Annotated in this window: 13 protein-coding genes; 8 read left to right on the top strand and 5 right to left on the bottom strand. The window is 68.9% G+C overall.

The genetic code is table 11. The features are described from left to right. Positions 1–21: 21 nt before the first annotated feature. The gene (locus C3E99_RS01145) at positions 22–696 is read right to left on the bottom strand and encodes a Crp/Fnr family transcriptional regulator (protein ID WP_076073866.1); all 675 of its coding nucleotides are present in this window, start codon (positions 694–696) and stop codon (positions 22–24) included. Positions 697–947: 251 nt separating this feature from the next. Between C3E99_RS01145 and C3E99_RS01140 the strand changes: the two genes are divergently transcribed. Continuing rightward, positions 948–2,321, top strand: coding sequence for a class II 3-deoxy-7-phosphoheptulonate synthase (locus C3E99_RS01140; protein WP_067186907.1), 1,374 nt, complete (start codon positions 948–950; stop codon positions 2,319–2,321). A gap of 235 nt (positions 2,322–2,556) precedes the next feature. On the opposite strand, the gene C3E99_RS01135 is transcribed toward C3E99_RS01140, so the two are convergent. Then, positions 2,557–4,056, bottom strand: a complete 1,500-nt coding sequence (locus tag C3E99_RS01135; protein WP_234002555.1) for a M28 family peptidase — start codon at positions 4,054–4,056, stop codon at positions 2,557–2,559. A 290-nt stretch (positions 4,057–4,346) separates the two neighbouring features. Beyond that, positions 4,347–5,153 carry an HpcH/HpaI aldolase/citrate lyase family protein gene (locus C3E99_RS01130; protein WP_076073861.1) on the bottom strand — a complete coding sequence of 269 codons (807 nt, stop codon included), beginning with the start codon at positions 5,151–5,153 and terminating at the stop codon, positions 4,347–4,349. 67 nt (positions 5,154–5,220) lie between these two features. Here C3E99_RS01130 and C3E99_RS01125 point away from each other — a divergent pair, with 67 nt between their 5' ends. Both C3E99_RS01125 and C3E99_RS01120 read left to right on the top strand, forming a co-directional pair. Further along, entirely contained in the window at positions 5,221–6,132 is a 912-nt protein-coding gene (locus C3E99_RS01125) for an SPFH domain-containing protein (RefSeq protein WP_067107203.1), read from the top strand. 1 nt (position 6,133) lies between these two features. Then, a complete protein-coding gene (locus C3E99_RS01120) occupies positions 6,134–6,580 on the top strand; it encodes an NfeD family protein (protein ID WP_234002554.1) in 447 nt (148 codons plus the stop codon). 239 nt (positions 6,581–6,819) lie between these two features. Here the strand turns inward: C3E99_RS01120 and C3E99_RS01115 are convergent, their stop codons facing one another. Together C3E99_RS01115 and C3E99_RS01110 are read right to left on the bottom strand one after the other, a co-directional pair. Beyond that, positions 6,820–7,350 carry a GNAT family N-acetyltransferase gene (locus tag C3E99_RS01115; protein WP_067107235.1) on the bottom strand — a complete coding sequence of 177 codons (531 nt, stop codon included), beginning with the start codon at positions 7,348–7,350 and terminating at the stop codon, positions 6,820–6,822. A gap of 144 nt (positions 7,351–7,494) precedes the next feature. Beyond that, a complete protein-coding gene (locus C3E99_RS01110; RefSeq protein WP_076073856.1) occupies positions 7,495–8,385 on the bottom strand; it encodes a metal-dependent hydrolase in 891 nt (296 codons plus the stop codon). A 76-nt stretch (positions 8,386–8,461) separates the two neighbouring features. Here C3E99_RS01110 and C3E99_RS01105 point away from each other — a divergent pair, with 76 nt between their 5' ends. The 5 genes from C3E99_RS01105 (at position 8,462) to sppA (ending at position 14,460) form a co-directional block, all read left to right on the top strand. Next, positions 8,462–9,070: a TetR/AcrR family transcriptional regulator gene (locus C3E99_RS01105; RefSeq protein ID WP_067107232.1), complete on the top strand. Its 609-nt coding sequence runs from the start codon at positions 8,462–8,464 to the stop codon at positions 9,068–9,070. 68 nt (positions 9,071–9,138) lie between these two features. Beyond that, positions 9,139–10,182, top strand: a complete 1,044-nt coding sequence (obgE, locus tag C3E99_RS01100; RefSeq protein ID WP_076073853.1) for a GTPase ObgE — start codon at positions 9,139–9,141, stop codon at positions 10,180–10,182. Between the two features lie 126 nt (positions 10,183–10,308). Next, on the top strand, positions 10,309–11,415 hold the full coding sequence (gene proB, locus C3E99_RS01095) for a glutamate 5-kinase (protein WP_076077523.1): 1,107 nt from the start codon (positions 10,309–10,311) through the stop codon (positions 11,413–11,415). Positions 11,416–11,455: 40 nt separating this feature from the next. Further along, the gene (locus tag C3E99_RS01090; protein WP_234002553.1) at positions 11,456–12,373 is read left to right on the top strand and encodes an NAD-dependent epimerase/dehydratase family protein; all 918 of its coding nucleotides are present in this window, start codon (positions 11,456–11,458) and stop codon (positions 12,371–12,373) included. A gap of 107 nt (positions 12,374–12,480) precedes the next feature. Further along, positions 12,481–14,460, top strand: a complete 1,980-nt coding sequence (gene sppA, locus C3E99_RS01085) for a signal peptide peptidase SppA (protein WP_104959307.1) — start codon at positions 12,481–12,483, stop codon at positions 14,458–14,460. Positions 14,461–14,463 lie beyond the last annotated feature (3 nt).

Raw genomic sequence — 14,463 nt, 5'->3', positions numbered from 1 at the left:
CAATGAACGCGCAGTTCAGGGTCATAGCGGCGTCCGGTCGGCAAGGCGAGTGTTCGCGCTCGCCAATTTGCCGCGCAGGGCGCGTGCGAAGCCTTCGTGCAGCGCCGCCGCGATCCCGGGGTTCGCCGCCAGATAGGATCGCAGCGCCTCAGCGGGCACGAACCACAGCCGGGCCCGGGTAGCCAGCGTCACCGTTCCCGTCGCATTCGCTCCGTCGAGCACCGTCGCCTCGCCGATCAGCGCACCGTCGGACAGCAGGCCGACATCGGCGCCGTCGCGCTGGATCGCCGCCTCTCCCTCCGCCAGATAGAAGAGGCTGGGGACGGCCTCGTTCTCGCGGATCAGCACCTCGCCGCGGCGCGCCGAAATCCAGTGCCCCTGGTCGATCAGGCGCCGCGCCTCGACGGGACCGAGGCCGCCGAAATGCAACTGGCGCAACTGCTGCTCCTCGGGCGAGAAAGCGATTCGCGTGTCGCGGATCCAGCCGCGAAGGCCGAGGCCGAAATTGACGAGCGCGAGCAGCGCGAGGAGCAGGGCCACCCCGCCGGGGCCGCGACCGAACAGCGCCATGGGCAGGGCGAGCAGCGCCGCCAGCGCGATTCCGATCCGCACATGATCGATGCGGACGGCAAAGCCTGTCGCGAGCAGCAACAACAGGGCGGCATAGCCGAACCAGGCGGAATCGAAGTGTGCCATAGCCTTCGTTTCGCGTTGTGGTCCCGTCGAGACACTTAGGTATGAAACGGTTACCAATTTCCGAACGGCGCGCGGCGGTGCGCCCCCGATCGCGCCTGCCGAAACCGCAGCAAATTACCAGTTTCCGCGGCGCAAGAAAAGCGCGGGTGCATAAATGGGCCGATGATGCTAATTTCCTGTCCTTGCTTCCCTGGCCCATCCGAGCCAAGGCGGCGCGCGAGATTCGATTTTGGAAGCAGAAGACGCAAAAGATGACGCAACCATGGCAACCGCATAGCTGGCGCTCGCACGAGGCCCGCCAGCTTCCGACCTACGCCGACGAGGCCGCACTGAACGCGGCCGAGCGCGAGCTCGCGAGCTATCCGCCGCTGGTCTTCGCGGGCGAGGCGCGGGCGCTGACGGACGAACTCGCGCGGGCGGTCGAAGGCAAGGCTTTCCTGCTGCAGGGCGGCGATTGCGCCGAAAGCTTCGCCGAATTCCATCCGAACAACATCCGCGACACCTTCCGCGTCCTGCTCCAGATGGCGGTCGTGCTGACCTTCGCGTCAAAGGTGCCGGTGGTGAAGGTCGGCCGCATGGCGGGTCAGTTCGCCAAGCCGCGCTCGGCCGACATGGAAGAAGTGAACGGCGTCGAGCTGCCGAGCTATCGCGGCGACATCATCAACGACATCGCGTTCGAGGCGGTGGGACGCGAGCCCGACCCGCGGCGCATGGTCCGCGCCTACAGCCAGGCGGCGGCGACGCTCAACCTGCTGCGCGCCTTCGCGCACGGCGGCTATGCGAACCTGCATCAGGTCAACGCCTGGACGCACGATTTCATGGACCGCAGTCCATGGGCCAAGAAATATCAGGAAACCGCCGCGCGCATTTCCGAGGCGCTCGCTTTCATGGAGGCGTGCGGCGTGACGCCCGAAACGGTCCCGCAGATCAAGGGCACCAGCTTCTACACCAGCCACGAGGCGCTGCTGCTACCCTATGAGCAGGCGCTCACCCGGCAGGACAGCCTGACCGGCGGCTGGTACGACACGTCGGCGCACATGCTGTGGGTCGGCGACCGCACCCGCTTCGAGGGGTCGGCGCATATCGAATATCTGCGCGGCATCGGCAATCCGGTCGGCATGAAATGCGGCCCGACGCTGGAGCCCGACGCGCTGCTGCGGCTGCTCGACACGCTCAACCCGAACCATGTGCCGGGGCGGATGACGCTGATCACCCGCTATGGTCACGACAAGATCGAAGCGCATCTGCCGAAGCTGGTGCGCGCGGTGAAGGAATCGGGTCACCCCGTCGTCTGGTCGTGCGACCCGATGCACGGCAATGTCATCAAGACTTCGACCGGCTACAAGACGCGCCCGTTCGAACGCATCCTCGCCGAGGTACGCGGCTTCTTCGCCGTCCACCGCGCCGAGGGAACGCACGGCAGCGGCATCCACATCGAGATGACCGGCCAGAACGTCACCGAATGCACCGGCGGCGCGATGGACGTGACCCAGATGGACCTCGCCGACCGCTATCACACCCACTGCGACCCACGCCTCAACGCCGGGCAGTCGCTGGAACTGGCGTTCCTGCTGGCCGAGATGCTGAACCAGGAAATGGCCGACCGGGCGAAGCAGGCGGCCTGATAGATAAACGTCGCCCCGGCGAAAGCCGGGGCCACGCACGATCTCGCGCCCGTCAGCCAGCGGCCGCGGCTTTCGCAGGGCGATGGTTTTCGATTGTCCGGTGCGTCATTGTGAACGGAGCGAAGCAATCCATGGCAGTTTACGTCTACTCTGGATTGCCGCGCGGCTTTGCCGCTCGCAATGACGAGAGCGGCGTACGTTCAGTCAGCATCATCTCAGATCAAGACTCGATGCACTAATTCGTCCCCGGCCACCGCTTGGTATCGGCAAAGGCCCGCCCCAGCGCGACGTGCAGGTCGGCATCCTCGGCCGCGCCGCCCAGCGGCACCTTGTCCGAAAATTCGTCGCCGGGTCCGTGGTAGTCGCTTTCCAGAAACGCCTCCAGCAGCCCCATGTCTGAAAAGCTGCCCCCCACCATCAGCGACGGCACGCCCTTGGCACCGAGCGCCCAGCCGTCCTGCCGCTGGATGAAGGGGTCGGCCTCTCCATCGTCGTCGATCGCGCGGCCGAGCGCGGACGCGACCTCGCGCACCAGCGCGTCGTGGGCGGGGCGCCCGCGACCGATCGTCGCGACGGGCGTGCCGCGCGGCGAGACGGCGATAGTGTCGATGTTGAGCGCGACGGTGATGTCGGTCAGCGGCAGCACCGGATGATCGGCGAACCAGCGCGCGCCGAGCAGCCCCTTCTCCTCCGCCGTCGTCGCCATGAAATAGATGTCGCGGTCGGCGCGCGGTCCCTTGGCAAGCCGCCGGGCGACCGCGATCAGCACCGCGATGCCGCTCGCATTGTCGACCGCACCGTTGCAGATGCGGTCGGCCGCCCCTTCGGGCGCGCAGATGCCCAGATGATCCCAATGGCCGAGGAATAGCACCGCCTTGCCGTCGGGTTTTGCGCCCGGCAGCTTCGCGATGATATTATGGCTGTCGACGCTGCGGACGGTCGCCGTCGCCGACAGGTCGGCCGTGACCGGCAGCGCCAGCCCGCGAAAGTCGGCCGCCGCGGCCGCCGCCCGCGCCGTCGCGCCGTCCTCCCCCGCCTTGGCGAACAGGGCGTCGCTCGCCTCGAGCGACAGGAAGCCGCCAATCGGCGGGCCGGCCTTCGCGTCAGCGAGGCGCGTCGTCCGACTGCCCAGCGCATCGCGAAGCTGTGCCCAGGGCAGCGCGTCGGTCGCGATCACCAGCACCGCCGAGGCGCCCGCATCGGCGAGCAGCTGACGCCGTTCGCGATAGCGCGGCAGGTCGTCGCCGAACGGCGCATTGCCCATCAGCATCATCGCCAGCTTGCCGCGCACGTCGGCGTTGACCCGGCCTTCGCCGTCGACGCCATAGCCGACGAAGACCGCCGGCAGGTCCGACAGCGACGCCGCGGCATCGCGGCCGGTCAGGATGACGCCATCCTCCTCGATCGCAAAATCGCGCCCGCGCACCTTGAAATGCGCCTGGCTTCCCGTGGCCTGCGTCTCGACCAGCGGAACCGGCTGGAGCCAGGGGGTGGCGCTACCCTGCACCGGATTCAGCCCCGCCTTCGCCCACTCGCCGACGATATAGGCGATGGCGCGCGCTTCGCCTCCGGTCCCCGGCGCGCGCCCCTCGAAGGCGTCGCCCGACAGGGTGCGGATATGATTGGCAAGTTCGATCTCGGTGACCGGCGCATCGTCCCTGGCCTGGGCGGCGGGGACAGCAAGGGCGACAAGCGCCACGGCGGCAAGCGCGGCGCGGAATTTCGGCGTTTTCATGGATGCGCCGCATGGCATGCCCGCCCCGGGCAGGCAAGGCGCGTTCGTCGAACGACGAAAGGCATCGGCAGGTCATCTTGGCCGCAAAAACCTGCCTCCCCTCCCGCAAGCGGGAGGGGAGAACAGGTGGTCGCATGACAGGATTCACGCGGAGACACGGAGGTATGGAGAAATAGCCTTTTCCGCGCCGCAGCTATTTCTCTCAACCGCAGATTTCGAACCGAGGTCGCGGAATGAGGAAGCCTGTCGGCCTGAACCCTCCGCGATCTCTGCGCCTCTGCGCGAATCTCCTATCCGCGCCCCGCCCGCTCTAGCAACGCCCGTGCCGCAGCAACGTGCATGTCCTCGATCATCCGTCCTTCGTGTCGCTGCGCCCCGCCGGTCGCGGCTGCGACGAGCGCCTCGGCGGCGACGATCTCACGCGGCGACGGAGCGAAGGCGGCGTTGCACGGATCGACTTGTGTCGGGTGGATCAGCGTCTTGCCGTCGAAGCCGAGCCGCCGCCCGTCGGCCGCCTCGGCCGCAAAGCCCGCCGCATCGTCGATGGCGTTATAGACGCCGTCGAAGCACCAGCCGCCTTCGGCCCGCGCGGCAAGCACGATCGCCTGGATCGCGTGGCTCATTGCGCCGCGATCGGTCCCGTCGGGAAGCTTCAGCTCGTGCGCGAGGTCGTTGAGCCCGGCGATCAGCCCGTGCGTCGCCGGGTCGGCGGCGATGTCGCGCGCGGCATAGATGGCGGCGGGCGTCTCGATCATCGCGAACAGCGGCAGGCCGAGTCCGCGCGCGGGAGCGAGATCGGAGGGTGCATCGACCTTGGGCAGCACCACCGCGTCGAGCGCCAGCCCGGCAAGCGCATCGAGATCGGCCGCCTGATGCGCGCTGCCGGTACCGTTGATCCGCACCGCGACGCGCTTGCCGGGAAAGCCCGCGGCGACCGCGGCGCGCATCGCCTCGCGCGCTTCCGCCTTGCGGTCCGCCGGCACCGCATCCTCCAGGTCGACGATCAGCATGTCGGCAGCAAGCCCGCGCGCCTTTTCAAGCGCGCGCGCGTTGGAGGCGGGGACGTAGAGCAGCGAGCGGGGGGCAAAGTCGATCATGCGCTTTTCTGTGGCGCACCCGCGCCATTGCCGCAATAAGGGAAAGGATTTGCAGGAGGGACGACCGATGGAATTCGCACTCGCACTGGTGGTTCTGGCGCTGGTGTTCCTCGTCTGGGCACTGACGCCCGTGCGGCAGGGCTATGCCTATACGATCGAGCGCTTCGGCCGCTACACGCACACCGCCCAGCCCGGGCTCAACTTCATCATGCCGATCTTCGACCGCGTCGGGCGCAAGGTGAACATGATGGAGCAGGTGCTCGACATTCCGGGGCAGGAAATCATCACCAAGGACAATGCGATGGTCGCGGTCGACGGCGTCGTCTTCTTCCAGGTGCTCGACGCCGCCAAGGCCGCCTATGAAGTCAGCGACCTCTACCTCTCGATCATGAACCTGACGACGACCAACCTGCGCACCGTGATGGGGTCGATGGACCTCGACGAGACGCTGTCGAAGCGCGACGAGATCAACACGCGGCTGCTGCATGTCGTCGACGACGCGACGACGCCCTGGGGGGTCAAGATCACCCGCGTCGAGATCAAGGACATCCGCCCGCCCGCAGACATCTCGAACGCGATGGCGCGGCAGATGAAGGCCGAGCGCGAAAAGCGCGCCGCGATCCTCGAGGCCGAAGGTCTGCGCGCCTCCGAAATCCTGCGCGCCGAGGGCGAGAAGCAGGGCCAGATCTTGCAGGCCGAAGGGCGCCGCGAAGCCGCCTTCCGCGACGCCGAGGCGCGCGAGCGCGAGGCGGAGGCAGAGGCGAAGGCGACGCAGATGGTGTCGGACGCGATCGCCAGCGGCAACGCGCAGGCGATCAACTATTTCGTCGCGCAGAAATATGTCGAGGCGGTCAGCCAGTTCGCGACCAGCCCGAACAGCAAGACGATCCTCTTCCCAGTCGAGGCGACGCAGCTGATCGGCACGCTCGGCGGCATCGGCGAACTGGCGCGCGACGCCATCGAACGCAAGGGCGCCTGACGTGCCGGGCTGGCTGTCGCACATGGACCCGCATTGGGTGTGGCTGTCGCTCGGCGTGCTGCTCGCCGCGGCGGAGATCGTCGCGCCGGGTTTCTTCCTCATCTGGCTGGGCGCCGCCGCAATCGTCACCGGGGTCGTCGCCTGGATCGTGCCGATCTCGGTGCCGCTGCAACTTGGCGTTTTCGCGATCCTGTCGTTCATCGCGCTCTACACCGCGCGGCGCTGGCTGAAGGCCAACCCGATCGCGTCCGCCGATCCCCACCTCAACCAGCGCGCCGGGCGGCTGGTCGGCGAGGTGCTGACGGTGACGCGGGCGATCGAGGACGGCCGCGGCCGCGCGAAGGTCGGCGACGGCGAATGGCCGGTCCACGGCCCCGACGCCGCCGAGGGCGCCAAGGTCCGCGTCGTCAGCGCCGATGGCGGCGTGCTGGTGGTGGAACCGGCCTGAAACCGCGTCGACGGCCTGCGATCTGCGGGAATCCCGGTTTCCGCATTGTCCTTTTTCCGTCGTGCTGAATTTGTTTCAGCATCCGTGACCCCTGTTCCCCGGCGCAAGCCGGGGTCCTGATAGCTTGGCGCTGCCTCGCGTGGGCGCCGGCTTGCGCCGGGGAACGGCCCCTTGCCAGCATGAAGCAGGCGAAATCCGCACTGGATCGCTTCGCTACGCTCGCAATGACGAAAGCGGGGCTACCCCCCGCGCGGGCGGCTGTAAATCGCGACGACATGGCCCAGCGCGTCGCTGTCGCCGATCAGGCGGAAGCCGAGCTTCTCCGCCACCCGCTCCGACGCCTCGTTGCCGGGATCGATGATGCAGCGCACTTCGGCCGCGTCGAGCGTCGCGTCGGCCCAGCCAAGAACCGCGCGCATCGCCTCCGTCCCCAGGCCCATGCCCCAGTGGTCGGCGTCGAACGCCCAGCCCGCTTCCGGCTGCCCTTCCAGTTCGGCGATGCCGCGGCAGAAATAGGACAGGCCGCCCTGCCCGACCAGCCGGTCGGTCGCCTTGTCGGCGAACACCCAATAGCCATAGCCGAGCACCGGCCACATCCCCGCCGAGCTCAGGAACTTGCCCCACGCGACATCGGGCGCGCGCGGCTCGCCGCCGATGAAGCGCGTCACGCGCGGATCGGCCCACATCGCGATATGGACATCCTTGTCCGACAGGCGATGCTCGCGCAGGCGCAGACGGTCGGTCTCGATGACGGGGGGAGCACTGATCATGGATGCGCCATGCCGCATCGCGCCGCGGACGGCAATCGCCGTCATGCAAGCCCGCGATTTCCGCGAAGGCAGCCGGACGACCGGGAGAGAGAAGACCGGTCCGGCCGCCTTCGCGAAACGCTCTGCTTGCGAAAGCCCGACGCTTCAGGCGGCAGCGGCCGCCGCGGGCGCCGCCGACGAATGCGCGGGCATCAGCGCGTCGGCATAAGCGCCCTCATAGCGGCCGATCAGCGCGCGATCGTCATGGTTCCAGGGGTGGAAGCCCGGCAGGAAATAGGCAAGCCAGGGCCGCAGGCTCTTGCGCAGCACCCCCGGCTTGCCGAGCAGGTACCACCAGATGCGCGCGGTCACCCGCCAGCCGGTCAGCCCGTCCTGCCGTAGCAATATCTTCATGCCGCGGACGCGTTTCGGCCAGAAGCGCGCCGTGACGACGAGCATCATCAGCGACTTCGCCTTCCAGCGCCGCCAGCGGCTCCAGTCCTTCGTCGCGTGAAGCCAGGTGTCGTAGGCGACGCCCTTGTGCTCGATCTCCTCGATCGCATGCCATTTCCACAGCGCGCCCCACTCGGGCTCGGCCCCCTGATACATGGCGGGATCCTTGAGCATGATCGCCGCGAGCATCGCGGTATAATGTTCGAGCGCGATCGTCGCCATCAGGTTGACGATCGGCGGTCGCTGCTTGATCAGTTCCATCACCGCGTCGACATCGGCCTCGAGTTCGGAGAGGTCGTAGCCCGCCTCCTCCGCCTTGCGGTTGAAGACGACATGCTCGCGGCTGTGGATCACTTCCTGCTGGGTGAAGGCGCGAATCTCGCGCGCCAGCTTGTCGGGCACGCCATCGCGGTGGGCTTTCACCGCCTCGATGAACATCGCCTCGCCCTTTGGAAAGGTCACCGACAGCGCGGTGTGGAAGGTCGAGGCGATCGGATCGCCGTTCAGCCACCAGCGCCCCTGCCGGTCGTCGCGACCGAAGCGCATGTCGCGCGGGGTGATCGCCAGATCATGCGGCGTGGGGGAGAGCGAAAGGCTGGACATATCTTCCTCACCGGCGAATAGGGGGTGAAGGCGCGGGGGCGCCTCAGGGGCAAGTATCTAGGAATTACTTACAGTGGTGTCAATAGCAAAGAAGCGACTGAGCCCGGAGGAGAGCCGGTCGGTCGCATTGGAAGCAGCCCGTCAGATATTGATCGAACTGGGGCCGCAGGCGGTGACGCTGAAGGCGGTGGCGGGACGCATCGACCGCACCCACGCCAATCTGCTCCACCATTTCGGCAGCGCGGCAGGCCTGCAAAAGGCCTTGGCCGCCTATCTGGCCGAAACGGTGTGCGACACGATCGCCGCAAAGATGACCGCCTCGCCGCCGGGCGAACGCAACGTGCGCGAGATCGTCGACCTCGCCTTCGACGCTTTCGACAGCGGCGGCGCGGGGGCGTTGGCGACGTGGATGGCGGCGACCGGCAACGACGATTCGCTCGACCCGATCATCGCCGCGATCCACCGGCTGATCGACGGCATGGCCCCCGACGCGCACGAAAAGCGCCTGATGCACGAGGACACACTCGCGCTGGTACTGATGGCGATGGGCGACGCGCACCTCGGCGGCCCGATGGCCGAGGCGCTGGGCCTGCCGCGCGACACCGCGCGCGCGCTGGCGACCGAACTGATCGCCGGGCGGATCGGAACCTTCTGGGCCGAACAGGGCGGGAAGCCGGGCTGCTGACTATCGCCCGGCGCAAGCCGGGGCGACGATCCCTAGCCAAGTCCCCGCCTTCCCCGTAAAGGGCGGCGATGCATTTCCTCGATCAGGCCAAGATCTTCATCAAGTCGGGCGACGGCGGCCCCGGCGCCGTCAGCTTTCGGCGTGAGAAATATATCGAATATGGCGGCCCCGACGGCGGCAACGGCGGCAAGGGCGGCGACGTCGTGTTCGAGGCGGTCGCCGGGCTGAACACGCTGATCGACTTCCGCTATACCCAGCATTTCAAGGCGAGGCGCGGAACCCCCGGCGCGGGCCGCGACCGCACCGGCGCGGGCGGCGACGATCTGGTGATCGAGGTGCCGGTGGGCACGCAGATCCTCGCCGACGATGACGAACGGACGCCGCTCGCCGATCTGACCCGGGCGGGCGAGCGCGTCGTCTTCCTGCGCGGCGGCGACGGCGGGCGCGGCAATGCGAGCTACAAGAGTTCGACCAACCGCGCGCCGCGCCAGCATGGCCCCGGCTGGCCGGGCGAGGAGATGTGGGTGTGGCTGCGGCTGAAGCTGCTCGCCGACGCGGGGCTCGTCGGCCTGCCCAACGCCGGCAAGTCGACCTTCATCAACGCCGTCACCAACGCGCAGGCCAAGGTCGGCGCCTATGCCTTCACCACGACGCGGCCGCAGCTCGGCGTGGTCAGCCACAAGGGTCGCGAATTCGTGATCGCCGACATTCCCGGGCTGATCGAGGGCGCCGCCGACGGCGCTGGGATCGGCGACCGCTTCCTCGGCCATATCGAACGCTGCCGCGTGCTGCTGCACCTCGTCGACGCCAATGATGAGGATGTCGCGACCAGCTATCGCATCGTGCGCGATGAACTAGAGGCCTATGGCGCCGGGCTGACCGACAAGCCGGTGATCGTCGCGCTCAACAAGGTCGACATACTCGACGACGAACTGATCGCGGCGCTATCGGCGGAACTCGCCGAAGAGAGCGGCAAGCCTGTTATGGCGCTCTCGGGCGCGAGCGGCGCGGGGGTCGAGGCAGTGCTCGACAAATTGCTCGAAGCGATCGATCATCCCCAACCAGGCAGCGACGAAAGAGAAGACGCCGGCGGCGACTGGTCGCCGATCTGAACGACCTGACGGGCGAAACCGCAGGCCAGCCGGTTTCGCCCGAAAAGGCGCCATTCCCATTTTTCCCTGTGCGACTCGGGGATATTCGCATTGGCGCGCCGCGCCGCGCGCGCTATCGGCGGCGGCATGATGCTGTTCCCTCCCGCCTCCTGTCCGCGGCTGATCGTCAAGATCGGATCGGCGCTGCTCGTCGATCCCGATGGCGCGGTGCGGCGCGACTGGGTCGCGGGGATCGCCGCCGATATTGCCGCGCGCGCGCGGTCCGAGCAGCAGGTCGCGGTCGTGTCGTCGGGCGCGATCGCGCTGGGCGCGCGGCGGCTGGGGCTCGCCAAGGGCGGGCGCGCGAGCCTGGAGGATGCGCAGGCCGCCGCCGCGACGGGGCAGATCGCGCTGTCGCAAGTTTGGGCCGAGTTGCTCGGTGCCGAGGGGCTGACCGCGGCACAGATGCTCGTCACCCTCGACGACCTCGAACATCGTCGCCGCTACCTCAACGCCGCGGCCACGCTCGACCGGCTGCTCTCGCTGCGCGTCGTGCCGATCATCAACGAGAATGACAGCGTCGCGACCGCCGAAATCCGCTTCGGCGACAACGACCGGCTCGCGGCGCGCGTCGCGCAGGCGGCCGGGGCGGACGGCGTCGTGCTGCTGTCCGACGTCGACGGGCTCTACGACCGCAATCCTGCGATCCCCGGCGCACGTCATATCGCAAGGGTCGAGCGCATCGACGCGCAGATCGAGGCGATGGCCGACGCCGGGTCGGCTTCGGGCATGGGATCGGGCGGCATGGTGTCGAAGATCGCGGCAGCGCGCATCGCCAACGCCGCGGGCGCGCATCTCGCGATCGCATCGGGCCGCATCGACCGGCCGCTGTCGGCCGAGGCGCGGCATACGCTGTTCCTCCCCAAACGGGGGGCCAGCGCGCGCAAGGCGTGGCTCGCGGGACGGCTGACCGTCAAGGGCCGGCTCGCCATCGACGCTGGCGCGGTCCGCGCGCTACAGGGCGGCGCCAGCCTGCTCGCGGCGGGCGTCACCGCCGCCAGCGGTGATTTCGCGCGCGGCGACATCGTCGATATCGCGGGGCCCGACGGGCGCATCGTCGCGCGCGGCCTGTCCGAATATCCGGTCGCCGACGCCGCGGCGATCCTCGGCCTCGGGCGTGACGCGCAGGAGGCGGCGCTCGGCCATACGCCGCGCAGTGCAGTCGTCCATCGCGATCATATGGTGCTGCTGTGATGACGCGCGACCAAATCCTTCCCGTGCCGGGGCGGCTCTGATGCAACCCACGCTGGCGATGACCGGCGCAACCGGCTTCGTCGGGCGCGCGACGCTGCGCCAGGCGGTCGAAGCCGGCTGGCACGTCCGCGCGCTCACCCGCCGGGCGCAGGAGGCGCGCGACGGCGTCACATGGATCGCCGGCGCGCTCGACCGGGCCGACAGCCTTACAGAGATGGTGGCCGGGGCCGATGCGCTGCTCCACATCGCGGGCGTGGTCAACGTCCCGACCCGCGCAGCGTTCGAGGCGGGCAACGCGGTCGCCACGGCGAATGTCGTCGAGGCCGCGCGCGGCGCCGGGGTGCGGCGCTTCGTCCACGTTTCCTCGCTCGCCGCGCGCGAACCCGGCCTGTCGCACTATGGCTGGTCGAAGGCGCGCGCCGAGACGATCGTCGAGGCGAGCGGACTCGACTGGACGATCGTACGCCCGCCCGCCGTCTTCGGCCCCGGGGATACCGAGATGCTCGACCTGTTCCGCATGGCGCGGCGCGGCCTGATGCTGATCCCACCGCGCGGCCGGATGTCGGCGATCTACGTCGACGAACTGGCGCGGCTGCTGGTCGCGCTCGCGGCAGAGCGCCATGCCGGCGTCGGGCAGACCTACGAACCCGACGACGGCCAGCCCGGCGGCTGGTCGCATCGCGGCTTCGCGCGCGCCATCGGCCGCGCCGTCGGGCGCGATCGCGTCGCGACGCTCGCTGTCCCGGCGCCGCTGCTGCACGCCGGAGGCCGACTCGACATGCTGGTGCGCCGCCACCGCGCCAAGCTGACCGCCGACCGCGCCCGCTATATCGCGCATCCGGACTGGGTGGCGGCAGAGGGCGCCTGTCCGCCGCCCGACGTTTGGCGCCCCGCCGTCGACACCGCCGATGCCCTCGCCGAAACGGTGCGCTGGTACCGGCAGGAGGGATGGCTGTGACGCCGTCTCCCCTCCTGCAAGCGCGAGGGGTGATGGGATCGCATTGCCGTCTTCGGCTCTTCGCAATGACGGTTCCATCTCGGATCATCACGCACTAGATTCGCACAATGACCGACACCCCGACCTCCGCCCCGAATCCCGTCGGCCCCTGGGCCATCCCCGTGCGCCGTCGGCTGCCCGGCGACGATGCGCCGCGCGGCACGATCAGCTTTCCGCGCCGGGTCTGGCGGCTGCTCGTGGCGATCAAGGACGGGCTGGCGCTCGTCTTCCTGCTGCTGTTCTTCGCGGCGCTGTTCGGCCTGCTCGCGGGCCGTCCTAACGCCTCGCTGCCGGTCAGCAAGGGCGCGCTCCTCCTCCAGCTCGACGGCATCGTCACCGAACAGCCGGCGGAAATCGACCCGTTCGCGGCGCTGTCGGGCGGCGCGCAGCTTCGCGAATATCGCGTTCGCGACATCGTCCAGGCGCTCGAAACCGCCGCCGACGACAAGCGCGTGACCTCGGTCGTCCTCGATCTCGACCGCTTCCTGGGCGGCGGGCAGGTCTCGCTCGCAGAGATCGGCGCCGCGATCGACAAGGTGCGCGCGAAGAAAAAGCCGGTGCTCGCCTTCGCCACCGCCTACACGACCGACAGCTATCAGGTCGCGGCGCACGCCAGCGAGATATGGGCCGACGACATGGGCGGCGTCGCCATCGCCGGGCCCGGCGGGTCGCGCCTCTATTACAAGGGGCTGATGGACCGGCTCGGCATCACCGCCCACATCTATCGCGTCGGCACCTTCAAGAGCGCGGTCGAGCCCTATCTGCGCGGCGACCAGTCGCCCGAGGCGAAGCAGGCCGACCTCGCCTATGCCGGCGTGCTGTGGGACAAGTGGCTCGCCGACGTGAAGGCGGCAAGGCCGAAGGCAAAGCTCGACGCTTTCATCGCCGACACGCCGGGCGCGGTCCGGGCGGCAAGCGGCGACCTGGGCCAGGCATCGCTGTCCGCCGGGCTGGTCGACAAGCTAGGCGGCCGCATGGCGTTCGGCGCGCGCGTGGCCGAAATCAGCGGCGCCGCGGACGACAGCCGGCCGTGGGATTATAACGCCATCCCGCTCGACAATTGGGTCGCTGCCAATCCGCCCGCGCAGAAGGGCCGCGCGATCGCGGTGATCCCCGTCGCGGGCGAGATCGTCGACGGCGAAGCCTCGAACGGAACCGCCGGCGGGGAAACGATCGCCGGTCACATCCTCGACGCCGCGAGCGACGGCGGGGTGAAGGCGATCGTGCTGCGCGTCGATTCGCCGGGCGGATCGGTGCTGGCGTCCGAACAGATTCGCCAGGCGCTGCTCGCCGCCAAGGCGAAGAAGCTGCCGATCGTCGTATCGATGGCCAATGTCGCGGCGTCGGGCGGCTACTGGATATCAACCCCCGCCGACCGCATCTTCGCGGAGCCCGACACGATCACCGGCTCGATCGGTGTCTTCGGCATCCTGCCGAGCTTCGATCAGGCGCTGGCGAAGATCGGCGTGACCACCGACGGCATCGCGACGACGCCGCTGTCGGGCCAGCCCGACATATTGGGCGGCGTCAACGAACCGTTCAACCAGCTCGCACAGGCGAGCGTCGAGCAAATCTATGCCCGCTTCACCGGCCTCGTCGCCAAGAGCCGCAAGCAGCCGCTCGACAAGGTGCTGCCGATCGCCGAAGGCCGGGTATGGGCGGGCGGAACCGCGCGCCAGATCGGGCTGATCGACCAGTTCGGCGGCTTGCCCGACGCGCTGGCGGCGGCGGCGAAGCTGGCAAAGCTCGACGGCGCCTTCCACGCCAAATATTTCGAGGACGAGCCGAGCGAGTGGTCGAAGCTGCTCGCCAGCCTGACGCGTGACGACAGCGCCGATGCCGCCGCGCCGCGCGGCTGGTTCGGCATCGCGGCGATGAACCGGCAGCTGGCCGAACGCCGGCTGGTGCAGGACCTGTCGATGCTGTCGGCGTCGGGGTCGGTGCAGGCTGCGTGCCTCGACTGCCGCGCCTATCTGCCGGTGGTTCCGCGGCCGGGCGCGAACGGCCCGAAAGGCGTGTTCGCCGCGCTGGCGTTGCTGTTGAGGTGACGG

The organism is Sphingopyxis sp. MG (genome assembly GCF_002953155.1).
GTDB classification, from domain to species: domain Bacteria; phylum Pseudomonadota; class Alphaproteobacteria; order Sphingomonadales; family Sphingomonadaceae; genus Sphingopyxis; species Sphingopyxis granuli.
The sequence above is the reverse complement of the archived record's forward strand: the minus strand, read 5'-3'. Positions and strand labels throughout refer to the sequence as shown.

Excerpts from the sequence above, each read along its gene's own strand:
- C3E99_RS01135 (WP_234002555.1), bottom strand. The coding sequence starts at position 4,056 with ATGAAAACGCCGAAATTCCGCGCCGCGCTTGCCGCCGTGGCGCTTGTC.
- C3E99_RS01115 (WP_067107235.1), bottom strand. The coding sequence starts at position 7,350 with ATGATCAGTGCTCCCCCCGTCATCGAGACCGACCGTCTGCGCCTGCGC.
- C3E99_RS01110 (WP_076073856.1), bottom strand. The coding sequence starts at position 8,385 with ATGTCCAGCCTTTCGCTCTCCCCCACGCCGCATGATCTGGCGATCACC.
- C3E99_RS01140 (WP_067186907.1), top strand. The coding sequence starts at position 948 with ATGACGCAACCATGGCAACCGCATAGCTGGCGCTCGCACGAGGCCCGC.
- C3E99_RS01130 (WP_076073861.1), bottom strand. The coding sequence starts at position 5,153 with ATGATCGACTTTGCCCCCCGCTCGCTGCTCTACGTCCCCGCCTCCAAC.
- C3E99_RS01125 (WP_067107203.1), top strand. The coding sequence starts at position 5,221 with ATGGAATTCGCACTCGCACTGGTGGTTCTGGCGCTGGTGTTCCTCGTC.
- C3E99_RS01145 (WP_076073866.1), bottom strand. The coding sequence starts at position 696 with ATGGCACACTTCGATTCCGCCTGGTTCGGCTATGCCGCCCTGTTGTTG.
- sppA (WP_104959307.1), top strand. The coding sequence starts at position 12,481 with ATGACCGACACCCCGACCTCCGCCCCGAATCCCGTCGGCCCCTGGGCC.
- C3E99_RS01090 (WP_234002553.1), top strand. The coding sequence starts at position 11,456 with ATGCAACCCACGCTGGCGATGACCGGCGCAACCGGCTTCGTCGGGCGC.
- obgE (WP_076073853.1), top strand. The coding sequence starts at position 9,139 with ATGCATTTCCTCGATCAGGCCAAGATCTTCATCAAGTCGGGCGACGGC.
- proB (WP_076077523.1), top strand. The coding sequence starts at position 10,309 with ATGATGCTGTTCCCTCCCGCCTCCTGTCCGCGGCTGATCGTCAAGATC.